At 69.8% G+C, this 20,845-nt stretch carries 17 protein-coding genes and 3 pseudogenes; 7 read left to right on the top strand and 13 right to left on the bottom strand.

Annotated features, from left to right (window positions below):
* Positions 1 to 72 precede the first annotated feature (72 nt).
* A complete protein-coding gene (locus tag AVL59_RS13580; RefSeq protein ID WP_067303375.1) occupies positions 73 to 2,616 on the top strand; it encodes an ATP-dependent Clp protease ATP-binding subunit in 2,544 nt (847 codons plus the stop codon).
* Positions 2,617 to 2,626: 10 nt separating this feature from the next.
* On the opposite strand, the gene ggt is transcribed toward AVL59_RS13580, so the two are convergent.
* The gene (gene ggt, locus AVL59_RS13575; protein WP_067303372.1) at positions 2,627 to 4,426 is read right to left on the bottom strand and encodes a gamma-glutamyltransferase; all 1,800 of its coding nucleotides are present in this window, start codon (positions 4,424 to 4,426) and stop codon (positions 2,627 to 2,629) included.
* A 142-nt stretch (positions 4,427 to 4,568) separates the two neighbouring features.
* Between ggt and AVL59_RS13570 the strand changes: the two genes are divergently transcribed.
* Together AVL59_RS13570 and AVL59_RS13565 are read left to right on the top strand one after the other, a co-directional pair.
* Positions 4,569 to 5,315 carry a hypothetical protein gene (locus AVL59_RS13570; protein ID WP_067303370.1) on the top strand — a complete coding sequence of 249 codons (747 nt, stop codon included), beginning with the start codon at positions 4,569 to 4,571 and terminating at the stop codon, positions 5,313 to 5,315.
* Between the two features lie 106 nt (positions 5,316 to 5,421).
* Positions 5,422 to 6,990, top strand: a complete 1,569-nt coding sequence (locus AVL59_RS13565; RefSeq protein WP_067303367.1) for a CocE/NonD family hydrolase — start codon at positions 5,422 to 5,424, stop codon at positions 6,988 to 6,990.
* 48 nt (positions 6,991 to 7,038) lie between these two features.
* On the opposite strand, the gene AVL59_RS13560 is transcribed toward AVL59_RS13565, so the two are convergent.
* The 12 genes and pseudogenes from AVL59_RS13560 to AVL59_RS47975 all read right to left on the bottom strand — a co-directional run bounded on the left by AVL59_RS13560 (position 7,039) and on the right by AVL59_RS47975 (position 16,849).
* Positions 7,039 to 7,920, bottom strand: coding sequence for an amino acid ABC transporter permease (locus AVL59_RS13560; protein ID WP_067303365.1), 882 nt, complete (start codon positions 7,918 to 7,920; stop codon positions 7,039 to 7,041).
* Positions 7,917 to 8,561, bottom strand: a complete 645-nt coding sequence (locus tag AVL59_RS13555) for an amino acid ABC transporter permease (RefSeq protein ID WP_067303363.1) — start codon at positions 8,559 to 8,561, stop codon at positions 7,917 to 7,919. Before AVL59_RS13555 ends, AVL59_RS13560 begins: the two co-directional genes overlap by 4 nt.
* Before the next feature lie 11 nt (positions 8,562 to 8,572).
* The gene (locus AVL59_RS13550; protein ID WP_067303361.1) at positions 8,573 to 9,484 is read right to left on the bottom strand and encodes a glutamate ABC transporter substrate-binding protein; all 912 of its coding nucleotides are present in this window, start codon (positions 9,482 to 9,484) and stop codon (positions 8,573 to 8,575) included.
* A gap of 17 nt (positions 9,485 to 9,501) precedes the next feature.
* Complete coding sequence (locus AVL59_RS13545; RefSeq protein ID WP_067303359.1) at positions 9,502 to 10,245, bottom strand: amino acid ABC transporter ATP-binding protein; 744 nt, start codon at positions 10,243 to 10,245, stop codon at positions 9,502 to 9,504.
* A gap of 127 nt (positions 10,246 to 10,372) precedes the next feature.
* Positions 10,373 to 10,828 (bottom strand): DUF6278 family protein, encoded by a 456-nt coding sequence (locus AVL59_RS13540; RefSeq protein ID WP_079146683.1) that lies wholly within the window; start codon positions 10,826 to 10,828, stop codon positions 10,373 to 10,375.
* Between the two features lie 15 nt (positions 10,829 to 10,843).
* Positions 10,844 to 11,623: an exodeoxyribonuclease III gene (locus AVL59_RS13535; RefSeq protein ID WP_067303355.1), complete on the bottom strand. Its 780-nt coding sequence runs from the start codon at positions 11,621 to 11,623 to the stop codon at positions 10,844 to 10,846.
* Positions 11,624 to 11,664: 41 nt separating this feature from the next.
* Positions 11,665 to 12,300: an MBL fold metallo-hydrolase gene (locus AVL59_RS13530; protein ID WP_067303353.1), complete on the bottom strand. Its 636-nt coding sequence runs from the start codon at positions 12,298 to 12,300 to the stop codon at positions 11,665 to 11,667.
* A gap of 36 nt (positions 12,301 to 12,336) precedes the next feature.
* On the bottom strand, positions 12,337 to 13,626 hold the full coding sequence (pcaDC, locus tag AVL59_RS13525) for a bifunctional 3-oxoadipate enol-lactonase/4-carboxymuconolactone decarboxylase PcaDC (protein WP_067303350.1): 1,290 nt from the start codon (positions 13,624 to 13,626) through the stop codon (positions 12,337 to 12,339).
* Positions 13,627 to 13,658: 32 nt separating this feature from the next.
* Positions 13,659 to 13,925, bottom strand: a pseudogene (locus AVL59_RS13520) (transposase); the annotation flags it as partial.
* Between the two features lie 83 nt (positions 13,926 to 14,008).
* Positions 14,009 to 14,518: pseudogene (locus AVL59_RS55535) on the bottom strand (DUF6529 family protein); the annotation flags it as partial.
* A 35-nt stretch (positions 14,519 to 14,553) separates the two neighbouring features.
* The gene (locus AVL59_RS13515) at positions 14,554 to 15,831 is read right to left on the bottom strand and encodes a vanadium-dependent haloperoxidase (RefSeq protein ID WP_067303347.1); all 1,278 of its coding nucleotides are present in this window, start codon (positions 15,829 to 15,831) and stop codon (positions 14,554 to 14,556) included.
* Between the two features lie 595 nt (positions 15,832 to 16,426).
* Entirely contained in the window at positions 16,427 to 16,849 is a 423-nt protein-coding gene (locus AVL59_RS47975) for an ATP-binding protein (protein WP_372450378.1), read from the bottom strand.
* Positions 16,850 to 17,945: 1,096 nt separating this feature from the next.
* Between AVL59_RS47975 and AVL59_RS13500 the strand changes: the two are divergent.
* From AVL59_RS13500 to AVL59_RS56360, 4 genes and pseudogenes are all read left to right on the top strand, one after another.
* Positions 17,946 to 18,841: pseudogene (locus AVL59_RS13500) on the top strand (IS982 family transposase).
* A gap of 135 nt (positions 18,842 to 18,976) precedes the next feature.
* On the top strand, positions 18,977 to 19,681 hold the full coding sequence (locus AVL59_RS51270; protein ID WP_159399911.1) for a P-loop nucleotide/nucleoside kinase family protein: 705 nt from the start codon (positions 18,977 to 18,979) through the stop codon (positions 19,679 to 19,681).
* Between the two features lie 2 nt (positions 19,682 to 19,683).
* Positions 19,684 to 20,316 carry a GNAT family N-acetyltransferase gene (locus tag AVL59_RS13490; protein ID WP_237281870.1) on the top strand — a complete coding sequence of 211 codons (633 nt, stop codon included), beginning with the start codon at positions 19,684 to 19,686 and terminating at the stop codon, positions 20,314 to 20,316.
* A gap of 66 nt (positions 20,317 to 20,382) precedes the next feature.
* Entirely contained in the window at positions 20,383 to 20,823 is a 441-nt protein-coding gene (locus AVL59_RS56360; protein ID WP_079146680.1) for a phosphatase PAP2 family protein, read from the top strand.
* Positions 20,824 to 20,845 lie beyond the last annotated feature (22 nt).

The raw sequence follows: 20,845 nt of genomic DNA, 5'->3' as shown, positions 1-20,845 counted from the left end.
GGCGCCCCGCACATGCCGTCGCAGACAACTCGTGCCAAGGTGTTATGAACGGCACCAAAGGAACGGAACGCCATGACCAACGGCTACCCTCCTGACCCCTTCGGTGAATTTATGGCCCGCTTCTTCGGCGGCCCCCCGAGCGGAGCGCAAGGCCCCCGCCACATCGACATCGGCCGTCTGCTCAGCCAGCCGGCCCGCGAGCTGGTCAGAGGGGCCGCCCTGTATGCCGCCGAGCACGGCAGCCGGGACCTGGACACTGAGCACCTGCTGCGCGCGGCCGTCGCCGCCGAGCCCACCCGTAGCCTGCTCAGCCGGGCCGGAGCGGACCCGGACTCGCTCGCGACGGAGATCGACGGCCGCGCGGGACCGGTCCAGCACCCGCCGGGCGAGGCGCCGCCGCCGACCTCGCTGTCGCTGACCCCGGCCGTCAAGCGCGCCCTGCTGGACGCGCACGACATGGCACGGGCGACCGGCGCCGGATACATCGGCCCGGAGCATGTGCTGAACGCGCTCGCGGCGAACCCGGACTCGGCGGCCGGGCACATCCTGCACGCGGCCCGCTTCTCGGCGGGCACCCTTCCGGCGGAGGCCCCGGAGACGGCCCAGACGCGCCCCGAGCGGCAGCGGCCCACGTCCACGCCGACGCTCGACAAGTACGGCCGCGATCTGACCGAACTGGCCCGGCAGGGCCGGGTCGACCCGGTCATCGGCCGCGACGACGAGATCGAACAGACCATCGAGGTGCTGTCCCGGCGCGGGAAGAACAACCCCGTGCTGATCGGCGACGCCGGAGTCGGCAAGACGGCCATCGTGGAGGGGCTCGCGGAGCGGATCGCGGACGGGGACGTGCCGGACATCCTGGCCGGGCGGCGGGTGGTCGCCCTGGATCTGCCCGGGGTCGTCGCGGGCACCCGCTTCCGGGGCGACTTCGAGGAGCGCCTGAACAACATCGTGGACGAGATCCGGTCCCACTCCGAGCGGCTGATCGTCTTCATCGACGAGCTGCACACCGTCGTCGGCGCCGGTGCCGGCGGCGAGGGCGGTGCGATGGACGCGGGCAACATCCTCAAGCCCCCGCTCGCCCGGGGCGAGCTGCACATCGTGGGCGCGACCACGCTGGAGGAGTTCCGGCGCATCGAGAAGGACGCGGCGCTGGCCCGCCGGTTCCAGCCGATCCTGGTGCCCGAGCCGACGGTCGAGGACACGATCGAGATCCTGCGCGGGCTGCGCGACCGGTACGAGGCCCACCACCAGGTCCGCTACACCGACGAGGCGCTGGTGGCCGCGGTCCGGCTGTCCGACCGCTATCTCACCGACCGCCGGCTGCCGGACAAGGCCATCGACCTGATCGACCAGGCGGGCGCACGGGTGCGCCTCGGTGCCGGGACCAAGGGCACGGACGTACGGGCGATGGAGCGCGAGGTCGAGCAGCTGGTCCGGGACAAGGACCAGGCGGTCGCCGACGAGCAGTACGAGCAGGCCACCCAGCTGCGCGACCGGATCGGCGGCCTCAAGCGGCGGATCTCCGACGCCAGCGGCGGCGACGAGGCCGACGAGGGGCAGAACCTGGAGGTGACGGCGGAGGCCATCGCCGAGGTGGTGTCCCGGCAGACCGGCGTCCCGGTCAGCCGCCTGACCCAGGAGGAGAAGGAGCGGCTGCTGGGCCTGGAGGCCCATCTGCACCAGCGGGTGGTCGGCCAGGAGGAGGCGGTCGCCGTGGTCGCCGAGGCCGTGCTGCGCTCCCGCGCCGGGCTGGCCAGCCCCGACCGGCCCATCGGCAGCTTCCTCTTCCTCGGCCCGACCGGCGTCGGCAAGACCGAGCTGGCCCGCGCGCTCGCCGAGGCCCTGTTCAGCAGCGAGGACCGCATGATCCGCCTCGACATGAGCGAGTACCAGGAGCGGCACACGGTCTCCCGGCTGGTCGGCGCCCCGCCCGGGTACGTCGGCCACGAGGAGGCCGGCCAGCTCACCGAGGTGGTGCGCAGGCATCCCTACTCGCTGCTCCTGCTCGACGAGGTGGAGAAGGCCCACCCGGACGTCTTCAACATCCTCCTTCAGGTCCTGGACGACGGCCGGCTCACCGACTCCCAGGGCCGCACGGTGGACTTCACCAACACGGTCATCGTGATGACCAGCAACCTCGGCTCCGACGTCATCAGCCGGCGCGGTGCCGGCATCGGCTTCGGGCCGGGCGGCGCGGACGCCGACGAGGAGGCACGGCGCGAGCAGATCCTGCGGCCGCTGCGCGAGCACTTCCGGCCGGAGTTCCTGAACCGGATCGACGAGATCGTGGTCTTCAGACAGCTCACGAGCGAGCAACTGCGGCAGATCACCGACCTGTTGCTGGAGCGCACCCGCCGGCTGTTGGACGGCCAGGGCGTAGGCGTCGAGTTCACGGACGCGGCCGTCGACTGGCTCGCCGAGCACGGCTACCAGCCCGAGTACGGCGCCCGCCCGCTGCGCCGCACCATCCAGCGGGAGGTCGACAACCAGATGTCCCGGCTGCTGCTGGACGGCACGATCTCCCACGGCAGCCGGGTCAGGGTGGACGTGCGGGGCGGGCAGCTGGACTTCCGTGCCGAGGAAGCGCCGCCCGCCCCGAAGCCGGTGCGGTAGGGCTACGAGGTCACGGGGCCGGATCCACCACCATCGCCGAGCCGCCACCGCGCCGTACCTTCTCGGCCGCGGCCAGCCACTTGCCGCCCGGCAGCCGCTGGACGCCGGTCGCCGCGCCGATCTCGGGGTTCAGTGTGAAGCTGTGCCCGATGGCCTCCAGCTTCCCCCGCACGTCACTGTTGTAGAGGGCGGGTTCGAGTTCGGTCTTGGCCGCGTTGCGCTGGCTGGCGCGCGGTGCGGCGATGGCGTCGACCAGCGGCAGATGCCGGTCGAGGAACTCGGTCAGGGTCTGCAGCACGGTGGTGATGATGGTCGCGCCGCCGGGCGAACCGAGCGCCACCACCGGCTTGTCGTGCCGGTCGAGCACGATGGTCGGCGAGATGGAGGAGCGCGGCCGCTTGCCCGGTCCCGGCAGGTTCGGGTCGTGCACGGCCGGGTTGGCCGGGGTGAAGGAGAAGTCGGTCAGCTCGTTGTTGAGCAGGAAGCCCCGGCCGGGCACGGTGATGCCGCTGCCGCCGGTCTGCTCGATGGTGAGCGTATAGGAGACGACGTTGCCCCATTTGTCGGCGACGGTGAGGTGGGTGGTGTTCTCGCCCTCGTACGTCGTCGGGGCCGCCGTGCCGCCGGTGGCGCAGGCGGCCGGGTGGCGCGGGTCGCCGGGCGCGAGCGGGCTGGTGAGCACCGCGTCGTCGTGGATCAGGCAGGCGCGCGAATCGGCGTACTTCTGCGACAGCAGCTGCCTGGTCGGTACGTCCTCGAAGGCGGGGTCGCCGACCCAGCGTCCGCGGTCGGCGAAGGCGATGCGGCTGGCCTCGATGTAGTGGTGCAGGTACTGCACCTCGCTCGCCTTCGAAAGGTCGGTCCTCTCCAGGATGCCGAGCGCCTCGCCGACCGTGGTGCCGCCGGAGGAGGAGGGCGCGATGGAGTACACCTTCAGGCCGTGGTACGAGGTCTTCGTGGGCCTTTGGAGCTTGGCGTGGTAGGCGGCCAGGTCCTTGCCGGACAGCTTGCCGGGGCGGGCGTTCCAGCCGGAACCCGGGTTTACCGGCGGCTTGTTCACCGTGCCGACGATGTCCCGGCCGAGGTCGCCGTGGTAGATCGCGCCGACGCCCTGGTCCGCCAGCTCCTGGTAGGTGCGGGCCAGGTCGGGGTTCTTGAAGGTGGAGCCGACGACCGGGAGCTGTCCGCCCGGCAGGAAGAGCTTGGCGGTGTCCGGGAAGTAGCGGAACCGGGTCTCGTTGGAGGCGGTCTGCGAGCGGAAGGTGTCGTCGACCGTGAAGCCGTCGCGGGCGATCCGCTCGGCAGGCTTCAGGACCGTGCCGAGGCTTCTGCTGCCCCACTGGTCCAGCGCCGTCTGCCAGGTGGCGGGCGTGCCCGGGGTGCCCACGCTCAGACCGCTGCTGACGGCGTCGGCGAAGGCGAGCGGCTTGCCGTTCTCCGTGAACAGGTTCGAGTCGGCGGTCAGCGGCGCGGTCTCGCGGCCGTCGATGGTGTGCACGGTACGGGACTTGGCGTCGTAGTAGACGAAGTAGCCGCCTCCGCCGACGCCGGCCGAGTAGGGCTCGGTGACGCCGAGCGCGGCCGCGGTGGCGACGGCCGCGTCGACCGCGTTGCCGCCCTTCTTGAGCACCTCGATGCCGGCGGCCGAGGCGTCCGCGTCGACGCTCGCCACGGCGCCGCCGTAGCCGACGGCCACCGGAACCTTCGTGGGCGTCTCGCCGGTCGCGGCGGGTGGCGCCGCCGCCCCCACCGACACCACGGCGACCGAGACCGCCACAACCGCCAGTTTCCGCGTGCCAGAGCGACCCATCCGTACCTCCCGTCGGGACCGTCCGCGCAGCGTAACGAGATTGCCGTTACCCCGACAGTACGCCTGGGGCGCCCGCCACACCCACGTCAGACATCGAACACCGGTGCGTACCTGTCCCCCGGGCCCGCTACCATGCGCGGCCATGAACGACGACGTGCGCAATATCGTCCTGGGTCTGGCGGCGACCGGGATCTCGGCCTCGCTGGGCTGGCTCGCCCGTACGTATCTGTGGCGCCGCAAACTCCGGCGCAAGCAGACGTTCTTCGGAATGCCCGAGAACTCGGAATCGCTGCTCGTGGTCAACCACAAGGCAGGCGGACCGGAGCTGACGGTGAGCCGGTACGACGTGTTCGCCCTGCTGGAACTCTCCGCGCTGATCAAGGAATGCAAGGCGCACGCCCAGGTCGTGGCGCACGACGCCATCCAGCAGGGCTTCGGCGAGCGGACGGAGTTCTGCGTCGGCGGGCCCTACTCCAACCGCAGGATGGCAGCCCACCTCTCCTCGCTGCTGACGGGTGTGCGGATGAACGTCGAGACCGATTCCGGTCCCGAGCTCGGCACCCTCCGGATCGGCGCGGAGGAGTACCGCATGGAGCGCGGCCGGAGCGAGTACGTACTCCTCGCCCGGCTCACCGCGAACGGACAGCAAGACTCCCGGCCGGTGTTCCTCTTCTGCGGCCAGCGGGCGATCACCAACCAGGCCGCCACCCGCTATCTCGCCCGCCACCACGAGCGACTGCACCGCAAGTACGGCACCGGGCCCTTCATCCTGCTGCTGAAGGTGGTCAACTCACAGGCGTACGGCCCTGATGTGGTCGAGCTGGTGGCGGACGTGACGCGGGCCGCACGCACCCCCGTGCCGGACGAGACACCGGCGGTCGCCTCTTAGCGTTCAACAATCTTTACCGGCACGTAACTTACCGACGGGTTACTTAAGGTAAGGATGTCCGGTTACCGTCGGGTCACTTTGCACTGACACGAGTGAGGAGTGACCCATGGGACACGGTCGCACCATCGCCCTGCGCACCTCGGCCGTCGGAGCCGTGTGCGGGGCGCTGATCGCCGGAACGGTCGTCGGCCTGGCTCCGGCCGCACAGGCCGCCCCGTCCGTCCGCTTCGTGGACATCGGCGGCGACGGCGGCACCGTACTGAAGGCCAACGTCGTCGCGCCCGCGGACGCCGACGGCTCGCACCGCTATCCGCTCATCGTGCTGCCCACGAGCTGGGGCCTGCCCCAGGTGGAGTACCTCGCCCAGGCGCAGAAGCTCGCCGATTCCGGCTATGTGGTGCTCACGTACAACGTGCGCGGTTTCTGGCAGTCCGGCGGCCAGATAGAAGTGGCGGGTCCGCCCGACGTAGCGGACGCCTCCAAGGTCATCGACTGGGCTCTGGCCAACACGCCCGCGGACCCGCGCCACATCGGCATGGCGGGCGTCTCCTACGGCGCCGGGATCAGCCTGCTCGCCGCCGCCCACGACAAGCGCATCAAGGCGGTCGCCGCGCTCAGCGGCTGGGCCGACCTCATCGCCTCCATCTACTCCGGCCGCACCCAGCACATCCAGGCGGCGGCCGTGCTCGACGGCGCGGGCACGCTCACCGGCCGGGAGAGCCCGGAACTGCGCGAGATCTTCGACAACTTGTACTCCTCCAACCTGTCCAAGGAACAGGAGATGATCGACTGGGGGCGCAAGCGCTCCGCCGCCACCTACGTCGACCAGCTGAACAGGAACGGCGCCGCGGTCCTGCTCGCCAACGCCTGGGGCGACACGGTCTTCCCGGTCAACCAGTACGCCGACTTCTACGAGAAGCTGACCGGCCCGAAGCGCCTCGAGCTGCGCCCCGGCGACCACGCCACCGCCGAGATGACCGGCCTGTTCGGGCTGCCCAACGATGTGTGGACGGACACCGGGCGCTGGTTCGACCACTACCTGAAGGGCGCCGACAACGGCGTCGACCGCGAGCAGCCGGTCCAGCTGAAGTCCCGTAGCGCGGGGGGGTACGAGGGCTACCCGGACTGGAAGTCGATCAGCGCGACCCGCCGGAAGATCGAGCTGGCGGGCTCCACCACGATCCACGCCAACATCGACTCGGGCGCGGACGGCGGGATCGTCTTCCTGTCCAGCATCCTGGACCAGATCGCCCAGCTGCCGCCCGTCGCCTCGATCCCGCTGCTGCCCCGCTGGTGGGCGGCCGTATGGCAGTCGGAGCGGTACGGCACGGCCCAGCAGGTGCGCGGGACGGCCAAGCTGCACACCACGCTCACCCCGACGAAGGAGAGCGGCACCCTCATCGCCTACCTGTACGACGTGGGCCCGCTCGGCTTCGGCAAGCTGGTCACCAACGCGCCCTACACCTGGCACGGGCGGACGCCCGGCGAACCGTTCGACGTGGACCTGGACCTGTTCTCCACGGCCTACGACGTCCCCGCCGGACACCGCCTCGCGCTGGTGGTCGACACGGTCGACCCGCTCTACATAGAGCACAACCCGTCCGGCGCGCAGCTGACCTTCTCCTCGCCCTCGGACGACCCGTCGTACGTGTCCGTCCCCGTGCGCGAGCAGTGATCTCCGGCTGCCGCCGGACGAGCCTGGCCCGTATGAACTGCCACCCCCCTACGGTCTCGGGGCCGTGGGGGGCTCCCCACCCGGCAGCAGCGTCCCAGGTCCGGCCGCGGCGATGACCACGGCCTCGGTCTTGGGACTGCGCTGCTCACGGCGGGACACCCAGCCGGCGAACCACGAGAGCAGCATGCACATCCCGATGTAGATCGGTGAGATCACCATCACCACGGGGATGAAGGGCAAATCGTAGTCGAGGTTCGATGCGATGAGCTTCCCGGCGTGGAGGAACTCCTCGTAGGTGATGAGATAGCCGAGCGAGGTGTCCTTCAGGGCCACCACCAACTGGCTGATGATGGCGGGCAGCATGGCGCGTACGGCCTGGGGGACGAGGACGTACGTCATCACCTGGGTCTTGCGCATGCCGAGGGCGAACGCGGCCTCCTTCTGGCCGCGTTCGACGGCGTTCACGCCGGCGCGGAAGACCTCGGCGAGCACCGAGCCGTTGTAGAGGGTGAGCCCGGCGACGAGCGCGGGCAGCGGCTGCACCTTCAGCGCCACGAAGATGAAGAAGATCATCACAAGCACCGGCATGGCGCGGAAGAACTCCACGACGAACGTGGCCGCCCAGCGCACCGGCCGGTGCTCCGACAGCCGCCCGGTGGCCAGCAGTCCGCCGAGGGCCAGCGAGAGCACGGCCGCGATCCCGAACGCCTTGAGCGTGTTGCCGAGGCCGCGCAGCAGCAGTTCCTGGATGCCCTTGTACGCGAAGGGCATCCACTTGGTGGAGGTGAACTGGCCGGTGTCGAAGAGGAGATACAGGATCCAGGCGACCAGAGCGAGCAGGACGACGGTGGACAGGACGCCGTAGGCGACATGCCGTCGCCGGGTGGCGGGACCCGGAATGTCGTAGAGCGCGCTGGCTGCCCCGGTCATCGGGCGACTCCCCATGTCCGCTCCAGCAGGTTGAACAGGGCACTGATGGCGAGCGTGATGACCAGGTAGCCGGCGGCGATCCAGACGAACGTCCACACGATGTTGTAGCCGAGTTCGTTGATGGTCTTGTAGGTGCCCAGCAGCTCGGTGACGCTGAACGCGCCCGCGATCGCGGAGTTCTTGGCGAGCGCGATCAGCGTGGAGCCGACCGGCGGGATCACGGACCGGAAGGCCTGCGGCAGCACCACCAGGGACAGCGTCTGACGGAAGTTCATGCCGAGGCTCCGGGCGGCCTCGCCCTGCCCGGTGGGCACGGTGTTGATGCCGGAGCGCAGAGCCTCGCAGATGAACGCGGAGGTGTAGCAGCCGAGGGCGAGGACCGCGAACACCTCGAAGGGCAGCACGAGCCCGAACCGGGGCAGTCCGAGGAGCACCGCGAAGAACAACAGGGTCAGCGGGGTGTTGCGCAGGACGGTGACCCACGCCGTGCCGAAGAAGCGCAGGGCGGCGACGGGCGCGACCCGGAAGGAGGCTATCACGAAGCCGAGCACCAGGGCCAGCAGAGAGGAGTAGACGGTCAGTTGCACCGTGCCGAGGAAACCCTCCCAGTAGGTGGGGAAGTTGTCTGTCAGTACGTTCATGCCGTCCTCGCTCAGCTCGCCGGGTAGCGGTCGATCGCGGGCGGGTGGGGTGCGGGCACGCCGGACAGGCCGAGCGTCGCCTCGTAGGCCCTCTTCCAGTCGCCGTTCCTCTCCCGTGCCTCCAGGGCGTCGTCGAGGGCGAAGCGCAGGGCGGTGTCCCCGCGCGGGACGCCGATGCCGTACGGCTCCTCGGAGAAGGGTTTGCCGACGACCTTGAGTTCGCCGGGGGCCTTGGCCGCGTAGCCGATGAGGATGGCGTCGTCGGTGGTGACCGCGTCCACCTGGTAGGTGAGCAGGTTGTCGACGCAGACGGAGTAGGTGTCGTAGGCGACCGGGATCGCCTTCGGGTAGTCGGCCTTGATGCGTTGGTACGGCGTCGAACCCGCCGCCGAGCAGACGCGTTTGCCGTCGAGGTCCTGGGGGCCGTGGATGTCGTTCTCGTTCTTGCGGACGAGCAGGGACTGGCCGGCCATGTAGTAGGGACCGGCGAAGCCGACGAGCTTCTTGCGGTTGTCGTTGATGGTGTAGGTGCCGACGTAGTAGTCGATCTGGCCGTTCTGCAGGGCGGTCTCGCGGTTGGCGGAGGCGATCGTCCTGAAGCGGATGGTCTGCGGCGGGAGGCCGAGGGAGGCGGACATCATCTTGGCGATCTCGATGTCGAAGCCGGAGTAGGTGCCGGTCGCCGGGTTCTTCTCGCCCAGGTAGGGCTGGTCCTCCTTGGCGCCGACGACGAAGTAGCCACGCTTCTTCGCGCGCGACCAGGTGCGGGACGCGGGCAGGTGATAGCCCTGGGCCACCTGGTAGTGCGGGAGTCTGTCGGTCGCCGGACCCTTGCTCGGCGGGCTGCCCTCCTTGCCGCAGGCGACGGCGAGCAGCGTGAGGAGGCAGAACAGGGCGAGGCGCACACGGGTGGTACGGGACATGGTTCGCACTCCCCCGGTCAGTGCTTGAGGATCTTGGAGAGGAAGTCCTTGGCGCGCTCGCTGCGCGGGTTGGTGAAGAACTCCTCCGGGCTGCGGTCCTCGACGATGCGGCCGTCGGCCATGAACACGACCCGGTTGGCGGCGGAGCGGGCGAAGCCCATCTCATGGGTGACGACGACCATGGTCATGCCCTCGCGGGCCAGCTGCCGCATGACCTCCAGCACCTCGTTGATCATCTCGGGGTCGAGGGCCGAGGTGGGCTCGTCGAACAGCAGGGCCTTGGGTTCCATGGCCAGGGCGCGGGCGATGGCCACGCGCTGCTGCTGGCCGCCGGAGAGCCGGGCCGGGTACTTGTCGGCCTGGTTCAGCAGGCCGACGCGGTCGAGGAGTTCCCGGGAGCGGCGGTCGGCGTCTTCTCTCTTGCGTCTTCGCACCTTGATCTGGGCGAGGGAGACGTTCTGCAGGACCGTCTTGTGGGCGAAGAGATTGAAGGACTGGAAGACCATGCCGACCTCGGCGCGGAGCCGGGCGAGGTCCTTGCCCTCCTCGGGCAGCGGCTGCCCGTCGAGCCTGATCGTCCCGGACTGGACGGTCTCCAGCCGGTTGATCGTCCTGCACAGCGTCGACTTTCCCGACCCTGACGGGCCGATGACCACGACCACCTCCCCCTTGCCGACGGTGAGGTCGATGTCCCGCAGGACATGCAGGTCCCCGTAGTACTTGTTGACGTCACGCAGCTCGATCAACGGATCGACGGCCATCCGCAGCCCTACTCACTCTCAGCCGTGTCGTGGTTGCCGCAAACTATCCAGACACCCGCGGAGTTGAGAGACGACACGCACTTTTCGGGCAATAGCCGTATTTATCGCGTCTTTATTTGCCCAGGCATCAGGCCTCGGCGAGCTCGGCATACAGCTGCGACAGTTCGGGGACGCCGCTCGCGGCCCACGCCCGGCCGGACTCCACGACCTCGACCTCGCGGCCGGAGACGAGCCGCAGGACGGGCTCGCCGTCGGACCGGATCTCCCAGACGGCGCCGGGCACGGTGCGCACGACGACCGTGCCCAGATACAACCCGGCGTCGCTGCCCAGCCAGGGCAGGATCTCCGCGTCGTCGCGCCAGCGCGGCACCAGCTGGTCCAGGGCCTCCAGGGAGGCCGGCGTGTCATCGAGCCGGACGCCTGCCTGGGCCGCCTGCGAGCGCAGCAGTGCGCACTCGGACAGGAGGGCGGCGATCCCCTCGGGGTCGGCGGGGAACTCCCCCACGCCCGAACGAGCTCGCGCGGGGGCACCCCCGCCATCGCCGTTCTTCTTGTGCCGGTGGCCCAGGAACGGAAGGTGCATGAGCCCAGCGTGGCATCACACGTCGAGGTCGACCACCACGGGCGCGTGATCGGACGCGCCTTTGCCCTTGCGCTCCTCACGGTCGACATAGGCGTCCTTGACGGCCTTGGCGAAGGGCTCGTTGCCGTACACCAGGTCGATGCGCATGCCGCGGTTCTTGGGGAAGCAGAGCTGGCGGTAGTCCCAGTACGTGTACGGGTGGTCGTACTTCAGAGGGCGCGGGACGACGTCCGACAGGCCCGCCTCCTGGAGGGAGACCAGGGCTGCGCGCTCGGCGGGGGTCACGTGGGTGGAGCCCTCGAAGGCGGCCACGTCGTAGACGTCGTCGTCGGTCGGCGCCACGTTGTAGTCACCCAGGACCGCGAACGGGCGGCTGCCGGACGCGTCACCGGCGACGGCGGCCTTCAGGGCCTCGAACCACTGGAGCTTGTAGGCGTAGTGCGGGTGGTCCACCTCGCGGCCGTTGGGCACGTACACCGACCAGACGCGGACCGGGCCGCAGGTCGCCGAGAGGGCGCGCGGCTCGGTGACGCCGTCGTAGCCCGGGTCGCCGGGCAGGCCCTTGACGACGTCCTCCAGGCCGACGCGGGAGAGCACCGCCACGCCGTTCCACCGGCCGGTCGCGTGGACCGCCGCCTCATAGCCCAGCTCGCGCAGCTGGTCGAACGGGAACTGCTCCTCGGCGATCTTGGCCTCCTGGAGGCAGAGCACGTCGGTGCCGCTGCTCTCCAGCCAGGCGAGCAGCCTCGGAAGGCGGGCGGTGATCGAGTTCACGTTCCAGGTGGCGATGCGCATGCCTCACAACCTACCTGCCGGGTGTGACAACCGGTCCCGGCTCACACGTCGGCGGAGCCTCCCGGGGCGAGCCGCAGGTGCTCGGCTCCGGCCAGGGCGCCGATCTGGCGGTCGTAGATCGGGCGGGCCAGATCGGTGAGGAGGGCGTCGTGGACGTCGTAGGCGCGTTGCGGCTCGACCTCGCGGACGTACTCGATGACCTCGGAGATCTTGTTCCAGGGGGCCATCACCGGGAGCATCAGCGTCTCCACCGGGTGGTCGGGGACGGTGAGGGCGTCGCCGGGGTGGAAGACCCTGCCGCCGTCGATCAGATAGCCGACGTTCGCGATGCGCGGGATGTCCGGGTGGATCACCGCGTGCAGCTCGCCGTGGACCTGGACGTCGAAGCCGGCGGCGGTGAAGGTGTCGCCGTGGCCGACGGTGTGCACACGGCCCGGGAAGGCGGCCGTGATCTGCTCCGCGACGGACCTGAGGGTCCAGATCTCGGCGGCCGGGTTCGCCTCCAGCGCGGCCCGCAGCCGGCCCTCGTCGAAGTGGTCCGGGTGTTCGTGCGTGACCAGGATCGCGTCCGCGCCGACCGCCGCGTCCTGCTCGCTGAACCCTCCGGGGTCGATGACGAGCGTCCGTCCGTCCTTGTCGAGGCGGATGCAGGCGTGGGACTTCTTGGTGAGCTTCATGTCTCCCCATCCTGCCGGGTACGGCCCGCATCGGCCTCACTCGGCGGGCGTGGTCTCCTCGCGGATGACCTGCTGGGCCACCTTGAACGCGCTGTTCGCCGCCGGGACACCGCAGTAGACGGCGGACTGCAGCAGCACTTCCTTGATCTCGTCCGGGGTGAGGCCGTTGCGCAGGGCGGCGCGGGTGTGGAAGGCCAGCTCGTCCAGGTGGCCGCCGGCGACCAGCGCGGTGAGCGTGACACAGCTGCGGGTGCGGCGGTCCAGGCCGGGCCGGTCCCAGATCTCCCCCCAGGCGTAGCGGGTGACGAACTCCTGGAAGTCGCGGGAGAAGTCGTCGGCCTGCGCCAGCACCCGGTCCACGTGCGCGTCGCCGAGCACCTCCCGGCGGATCTTCAGCCCCGTCTCGTACCGGTCCGGCGGCCCGAGCGGCTGCGGCGGTACGACGGCGGGGGCGATCTCGGCGACGGGCACGACCTGCGGCGGCGGGGCGATGGCCGGGTTGACCGGGGCGGCCGGCAGAGCCGTCTGGCCGGTGTCGAACGGCTGCTGCCAGGCGGTGGAGAAGTGCCGCACCAGGAGGTCGGTGACCGCGGCGGGCTGCTCGACCGGCACCAGATGGGAGGCACCGGGCACGACCGCGAGCCGGGCGTCCCGTATCCCGGCGACCAGCGTGCGGGCCTCGGCCGGACCGGTGATCTGGTCGTCGGACCCGACCAGCACCAGGGTCGGCGCGCCGACCCGGCCCAGCTCCGGGCGGACGTCGAACCCGGCGAGGGCCTCGCAGGCGGCTATGTAGCAGCCCGGGTCGGTGGTGCGGACCATCTGGACGGCCCACTCGGTGATCGCGGGCTGGGCGGCGGCGAACCCTCCGGTGAACCAGCGGTCGGGCGCGGTCCGGGCGATCGGGTCGAGCCCGTTCGTGCGGACGATCACCCCGCGCTGGCGGAACTCGTCGGCGGTGCCGAACCGGGGCGAGGTGGCGACCAGGGCGAGTGAGGCGAGCCGCTCCGGGTGGCGCAGCGCCAGCTCGATACCGACCGCGCCGCCCAGCGCACAGCCGGCGAAGCCGAAGCGCTGCACGCCGAGCGCGTCCAGCGTGGCCAGCAGACGGGCCGCGAGGTCACCGACCGAGCCGGCCGGGTGGGCCGGTGCGCCGCCGTGTCCCGGCAGGTCGAACCGGAAGACCCGCCACTGCTTCGACAGCTCGGGCACCTGGCGGTCCCACATGTGCCAGGTGGTACCCAGTGAGGGACCCAGGATCAGGACCGGGGCGTCTTCTGGCCCGTCAAAGCGGTATTGCAGGGTGTTCGGTGGTGTCTCGCTCACCCGCCCGACCCTCTCATCTGTCACGGACGCCCCTATAACGGGGGGTCGGTAGACGCCGTCCCGACCAGGTTGAAGACCTTGCGGGCGGCATTTCGCTTGAGGCATCGGATGATCTCACGCCGGGTCTTGCCCTCCTGAGTGCGGCGTGCGTAGTACGCCTGGGTGCGGGGGTCGACGCGCAGCCGGGTGAAGACGATGCGGTGCAGAGCGGCATTCGCCTGCCGGTCGCCACCATGGTTGAGCCGGCGCGAGCTCCGGCCGCCCGAGGAGTACTCCATGGGGCTGACTCCGCACATCGCATGACGCCGCGACGTGCGAAGCCGATCGCCGCAATCGTCGGCGCAGGCCCGGGCAGGGCTGAACCAACGTCCGCCACTCGGCTGCTCGTGAACTGAACTCCGTAGGCGCTGATGCAGTGGTAAGCGATAGGCAGCGAGAGCAGAAAGGCAAGGAGGCCGATGAGCAGGTGTGTGGAGTGCACCCGGTGCGGCGCAGTCCCTGCTCCCGGTAGGCGCCGGTACATCCACAGCCCGAGCAGCAGTTGGACGACCGCGAGTGCCATGAGAGCGCTACCAAGGCGCGCCTTGAGATCGTTGACGCCGACGCCGTGCCACCCGAACAGGCCGCTGGTGTAGTCGGGTGTGTGCGTGCGACCGAACGCATACACCCCCACCGCGACCGCGACCGGCAGCAAAGCAAGCGCTCCATGGTGTCGGACGGCGCGTCCCGGCAGCCGCGGGAAACGACCGCAGCGGACCTCATCTCCCAGTTGGCCCCGGGTGCTCGGGCGCTGCCAACAGCCGCGGGCTCTCGGCGCGGGGGATGGCTGCTCTCTGAGCGCGGCCAAAAGCCAGTGGCACCCGATGCGCCGGGACCACTGGAGTCTGGCCACTGCCAAGCGGTGCGTGGTTGTCGCGCGGTGGGGCGTCAGAGATGACGTGCCACGAAATCGGCCACCTGGGTGCCGAGTTGCTGGCCCGCGCGGTTGTCGAGGGAGGTGTGCTGGCCGGACCAGATCCGGCTGAGCCACGCTTCGGTGGCGGTGTCCTGGAAGCCGGCGAAGGTTCGGGTGACGCCCTTCGATGTCACCGCGAGATGATGCCGCGCACCGTAGAACCCGGCGAGCGTCGTTGCCGCAGCCTGGCTGAGGGCGCCGTGAGCGCCGGGATAGGACGGATCCGGTGCGGTCGGCAGCAGGGGGGTCCAGTGGGGATCGCCGACGATGCTCGGGTTGTAGTGCGTACCGCCGAGCCGTATGGCGGTCACGGGCCGCCATACGTGGTAGGCGTACTTGGCGTCGTACATCGCGATCGCGGTGTCGGCGAGGGACAGGTCGAGCCGGGCGAAGACCGTCACCGCCTTCTCCAGGCTCGCGTTCTGGGAGGTGACAAGGCCCTGCGCGACCTGGTTCCAGACGTTCCAGACGGGTGCCGCCGCCCAGAACTTCGCGGCTGCCGTCTGGTCGGGGGTGCGGGTGGTACTGGTCTTGCTCCCCAGGCTCTTGACCTCGTTCAAGGCGGTGGCGTACGCGGCGCCGCTCACGGCCGGCGGCGCTGCGGGGCGGAACTGGCGTCCGCTGGCCAGCACGAACGGCTTGACCGAGCCCCAGTTGGTGAACACCGGTGCCGGGAAGGCGGGCGGGGTGGGCCGGTAGTCACCGGCCTTGTCGCCGGGGTCGAACCGCGGCGGCTTGGCTGAGGACCCGTCGTCGGACCGCAGGCTGATCAGTCGGCGGGCGACCTCGGCTCCCACGGTCGTGCCGGCCTGTTTGCCCGGGCCGCCCGGAATCGCGGACAGCTGGCTGCTCAGCCGCTGGTCCACGCCTGCGCGCTTGGCCGGGTACAGGGCGACCAGCACATCGTGGGCCGCCTGGTCCGCCGCGGCATCCGCACGAGCGCCTCCCGGCGCCGACACCGAGAATACGTAGGCGGGGCCGGCCCGGGTGATCGATACCACGGCGTCGTACTCGGCGGCCTGGAGAAGCGCGAAGCTGCGCGTGGGTTGGACGGTGGACGGCTGCGCCTTCGGATCGCCGAGGATGGTGATGAGCTCGCGGTTCCACTCCACGACCGACATCCCCGACCCCGTCGCGGCGGTGCGCTGGGCCGGCGAGTGAGCGGTGGTGGACCCGAAGGCCGGGCTGGTGAGTCCTGCAGCCAGCGCGGCTCCGGCAAGTATGGCGAGTGTCTTCTGCTTTCCACCCATGTTCTGTGGCTCCTTGTCTCTGGTGACGGGCTGTGGCAACTGGCGGTCATGCACGTGGCTCATCTGGGCCGGCCACGCGAGCGTGATGGTGTCGGGATGGTGCGGGCCGGCCGCCAGGTCGAGATGGCGGCGGTCGTGGAGGACGAGTTGTCCGGCGGGTTCTGCGGCAGCTGCGACCGGGCCGGGGCCGCGGGCTCGTCCAAGGCCATCCGGTCCATGAGGGCGGTCCGGCGTGGTAGCAGCCGGGCGCGTTCGGGGGCCGGGCGGGGCGTCGATGCCCTTGCCGCTGTTCGGGGTGACGTCCACGCTCACACCTCCGCCGGTACGCAGGGGCCGACGCCGCAGCGTTGACACAGCACCGTGTCGTGGTGGGGGCCGCCGTGATCGAGGGCCGATGGGTGTGCCGCCGTGGACCGCATGGGTACGTGGGCCGGGCCCGGGCAGCCGTCGACGGGGCACGGCTTGTGGGTCGCGAAGGCCCACTCGGCCGGGGCGTCGGGGGACCCGGCGCCGCGGCCGCCCCCGGTAGCCCGTCGCCGTGCAGCAGTGCCGGCCCCGGCAGGGGGTCGCAGCTCGTGCGGAGCGTACGGTCCGGTCATGGCGAGCACCTCAGGCAGGCGCGGACTTCGCGGCCGCTGCGTGTCTGGCGGATCTCGGTCGACTGGGCGAGGTACTGGACGATGCCGGTCCCACGGCCGTGTTCGTCGGGGGCGATGTCGGGACGATGGTGCTCCACGGCCGCGCCGGAGTCAGTGACCACAATGTTCAGAGTTTCGTGGTCGAGGGCGAGTAGCAGGGTCATGAGCTCATGGCCGTACTGGGCAGCGTTGGCGGCGAGTTCGTCGACGATGAGAACGGCGGAATCCCGCTCGCTCGCTGGCACACTCCAGGTCTCCAGCAAATCGGCCGCGAAGTGACGAGCGGCGGAGACGTGCGCCTCCCGCGCCGGCAGGGTGAGCAGTGCCTGGCGGCGGCAGGGCCGGCTGAGCAGCGGAGTCGGGCTGGCGGAATCGGTCACAAACATGGTCTTCTGGCTCTTCTGTGGATGTGCGGAGACCGGAACGGGGGGACCGCAAACAATTTCGGGGGCGGTCGGTAGGCCAGATCCTGATCCTGGATGGGCGCGCTCATTCAGTTCCACGGACGACGCATGCCGGATGGTTCGAGCTATTCGCCTCTTTTATTCGGATTCTTGCGAGTCATGTCCATGGCGCCGCCTGTCTGGGCTCAGCCGCCTCTGCCCAGAGCTCGCTGCCGCACGGCCGGACCGGGCACCGGCAGCTCGGTCCCCTCGCCCGTGGTCTTCCGGACGGCCCTGCGAGAGCGTCGCGCCGTAGAGCGGGACGGACATCCCTGCCCGCATCTCGGCCGTGTCGCGGTCCTCGGCGTGCAGACATGCTGGATCCTCTCCTCCGAGCGGTACGGACTTCGGGGAGAAAGAGCAGTCGTGCACGCCCCGTCAGCCCACTCATGCATGAAGTCAGCTGCGAACTGGGCCAGTTCGCCGGAGCGGGGGCGAGAGCGACCAGGGCCCGGATACCGTCGGCGCGTCGCGGGAAAGACCAGGGCGCCGGCTTTCCCCTCCTTCAGCCATGCCCGCCGTGTACGCGACCGGCACCCGAGGGGCCCGGCGCGGGGTGGCCGGCCTGCCACTGCGGAGGTCGCGTGACGGAAGCGGGCCAGAGCCCCATGACCGAGCCGCAGAACTGCCCCGATACCGACGCAGTCCCCCGATGACAGGTCGTGCAGGCGATGCAGCCGCGGCAGCTGACCGGCCTCGCGATGTGTGGGACCACAGCGGACAGATCGATCGGACGGCTGCTTGAACCCACCCTTCGACCCGCTGGGCGCGCACCCGAGCGCAGCGCGGCGTACTCACGGAATTGGTCGAGTGTGCCGTGGTTGCGCAGGAAGTGGGAGAGGCTGGTGCTGCCGTCGCCGACCGGTTCGAGCTGGAGCTCCTCCAGCGCCCGCTCCGCGGTGGCGGATCCGTCGATCGGCACGTCCGCACGCAGTGCGCCGAGGAAGCGGCCCTCCAACCCGGCGCGGAGGGCTAGACGAGTAGTTCCGATTGCGGGGTTCACGGACGCGGGAAGGGTGTCCAACATCAAGTTGTGACGACCGAATTGGACACCCTCTTGACCGCACTGTACGTGCATGTCGATGACCATCTGAAGACCCCGCGGTGGCGCGGCCGGCCGCCCCGGCTGACCGACGCGGAACTGGTCACCCTGGCCGTGGCCCAGGCGGTGCTGGGCTTTCACTGCGAGGCCCGCTGGCTGCGCTTCGCCCATGCCCACCTGCACGGACTGTTCCCGTATCTGCCCCAGCGCCCGGCCTACAACAAGCGCCTGCGGGCCGCACTGGGGCTGGTCAAGCGGGTCATCCGGTCCCTGGCCACCGACTGTGACCTGTGGCTGACGATGTGTGGATCGTGGACTCTACCCCCGTCGAATGCGCCCGCTCGCGTGAGACCGTCAAACGCTCCGACCTGGCCGGCTGGGCGAACTACGGTTACTGCCGCTCCCACTCACGCTTCTACTGGGGCCTGAAACTGCACCTGGTGTGCACCCCGGCCGGCCTGCCCGTCACCTGGGCCCTGGCCGATCCCAAGATCGACGAACGACAGGTCCTGGCCGCCCTGATCGACAATGAGCCGCATCTGACCACCGCCCGGCCGGGCCTGCTCATCCTGGCGGACAAGGGCTACATCGCCGCCGAACTCGACCACTTCCTCGCCGCCCGGGGCATCCAGTTACTGCGGCCCTCCTACCGCAACCGCGGCACCCCACAGCCCGCAGAAGCCCTACTCAAGACGGTGCGGCAACTGATCGAGTCGGTCAACGACACCCTCAAGGGCCAGCTCGACCTGGAACAGCACGGCGGCCGGACCATCGAAGGGGTCGGTGTCCGCGTGGCCCAGCGGATCCTGGCGATGACCTGCGCGATCTGGCACAACCGGACCATCGGCACACCCATCACCAGGTCACTGATCGCCTACGACCACTGAGCCACATCGGAACTACTCGTCTAGTGCTCTGACCGCTTAGGTTCGCCGGGTGGGTCAGCCCCGGAGGGGTCCGCTTCCAGCGGGCGCCCTTGTCGCCACTGAGGAGGGCGTGTTTTCCGGGTCTAACCTGGCTCCGTGACACAGCGATTGAGCACGATGGTGCTGATGTGTGGTCTTCCGGGAGCGGGCAAGACCACCTTCGCGATGGAGCTGGTGCGACGCGGTTACGTTCGGCTCTCGATCGACGAGGTGGTCTGGCAGCGACTCGGGCAGCGCGACGCCGGCCTGGCGATGGAGGCCGAGGCGTTCGATCAGCTCAAGGAAGAGGTCCGCCGCGAGCAGAGGCAGGAACTGGTGGAGCTGATAATGACCGGGCGCGATGTGGTGGTGGATTACGGCTTCTGGAGTCGGGCCGCCCGCGACGACTACAATGCGCTGTTTGAAAGCCACGGCTGTCGCTGGGAACTGGTCCATCTCAAGGCCGACCGGACGACGCTGGAGCGTCGCCTCGAGGTGCGGACGGCGAGGAAGGTGGTGACCCGCTCGGCCTCCAGCCGCGCCGTCAGCTCCGCGATCTGCGACTCGAGCGCCTCCACCCGCACTCGGACAATCGCCTCGCGGGCCTCCAATTCCTCGAGCAATGAGCCCATCAAAGTCGCCTCCTCCACGGCCACGGTAGAGACGGAAAGACCCGAACACACCCCGATCAGAGCTGCCTCCGCTCACGTTCCCGTCAGCGGAGCCACACCTCGAATATGTGATGCGCGCCATGTTGGTCGGCCCATAGGGTTGCGCCCATGCCGATGGCTGCCTCGCCTTTGTCTGCATATCCCCCGTTGAACGTGCAGGTGCACACACCCCGTCTGTCCTTGCTAGGAGCGACGGACGAGCTCCTGGAGCGCCTGGTCCCGACGGTTCGCAAGGGCGTGGTCGGGCAGCCCCCGTGGCCCTTCGACGATCCGATATCCCTGTATGCGGACAGCCCAGAGCGCGAATGGGGCTGGCTGCAGGGGGTGTGGCGTGGCCGGGGCCGGGTCAGCGCGAACTTTTGGCGTCTGTACTTCGTCGTGGTCGTCAACGGCGAGCCGGTGGGCATGCAGGATCTGATCGGCACCGACTTCGCCGCGTTCGGTACGGTCCACACCTTTTCCTGGCTCAGCCCGGACGTTCGGGGCGGCGGCTTGGGCAAGGAGATGCGGCAGGCGGTGCTGCATCTGGCCTTCGATGGGTTGGGGGCTCGTGAGGCGAGCAGCGATGCCTTCTTCGACAACCATGCCTCGAACCGTGTTTCCCAAGCTCTGGGGTACGTGCCGAACGGCGTCGCCTGGGACACCCGGCGTGGCGAGCCGGCGGAGATCAAACAGTGGAGGCTGACCCGGCAGCAGTGGATCAAGCGGCGGCGCGACGACATCAATCTCGTCGCCGTTGGCGAGTGCCTACCGGTCCTCGGGATCGACCCGCCACCAACTGACTGAGCAGCAAGCTACCCGGAGAAGAGCCGCCTTCTCCTCGCGTGGGCCGCCGACCCCGCCTTCGCCTGCATCGACACCAAGCCTGACTACCTCACAACAAGATTCAGGATCTTCCCAGCGGAAGAGCTGCACCCCCGCCAGCACAGCCCGTCAACGGCCGTTCCCGGCGGCTCACTTCGACAACCGCAGCCCGGCAGGACGGGCCGTCAGGCCAGACCGAGATTGCTCAGTGCGGAGGGTCCAGTCGAGCTACTCGCACACTGCACAGGGGCGAGTCCTCCCTCCCGGCACACCGCGACGGCTCTGCTGGCCACCGGGCTGGTCACTCGCTCGGGAGCGGTGGCCGGCGCGGTGGCCGCCATTGTCGGCCTCAGCCGCATCGCGTTGCGCGTCCATTGGCCCACCGATGTGGTGGGCGGCTGGCTGGCGGCCGTGCGAATCGCCCGTACGGCAGCGCTGTCGGTCAGAAGCCTGGATGGCGTCGGGAAGCAGCCGGCAGTCCGAGGGTGACGGCGCTGTTCCTACCGGTCGA

Source organism: Streptomyces griseochromogenes (assembly GCF_001542625.1).
GTDB lineage: Bacteria > Actinomycetota > Actinomycetes > Streptomycetales > Streptomycetaceae > Streptomyces > Streptomyces griseochromogenes.
The sequence above is the reverse complement of the archived record's forward strand: the minus strand, read 5'-3'. Positions and strand labels throughout refer to the sequence as shown.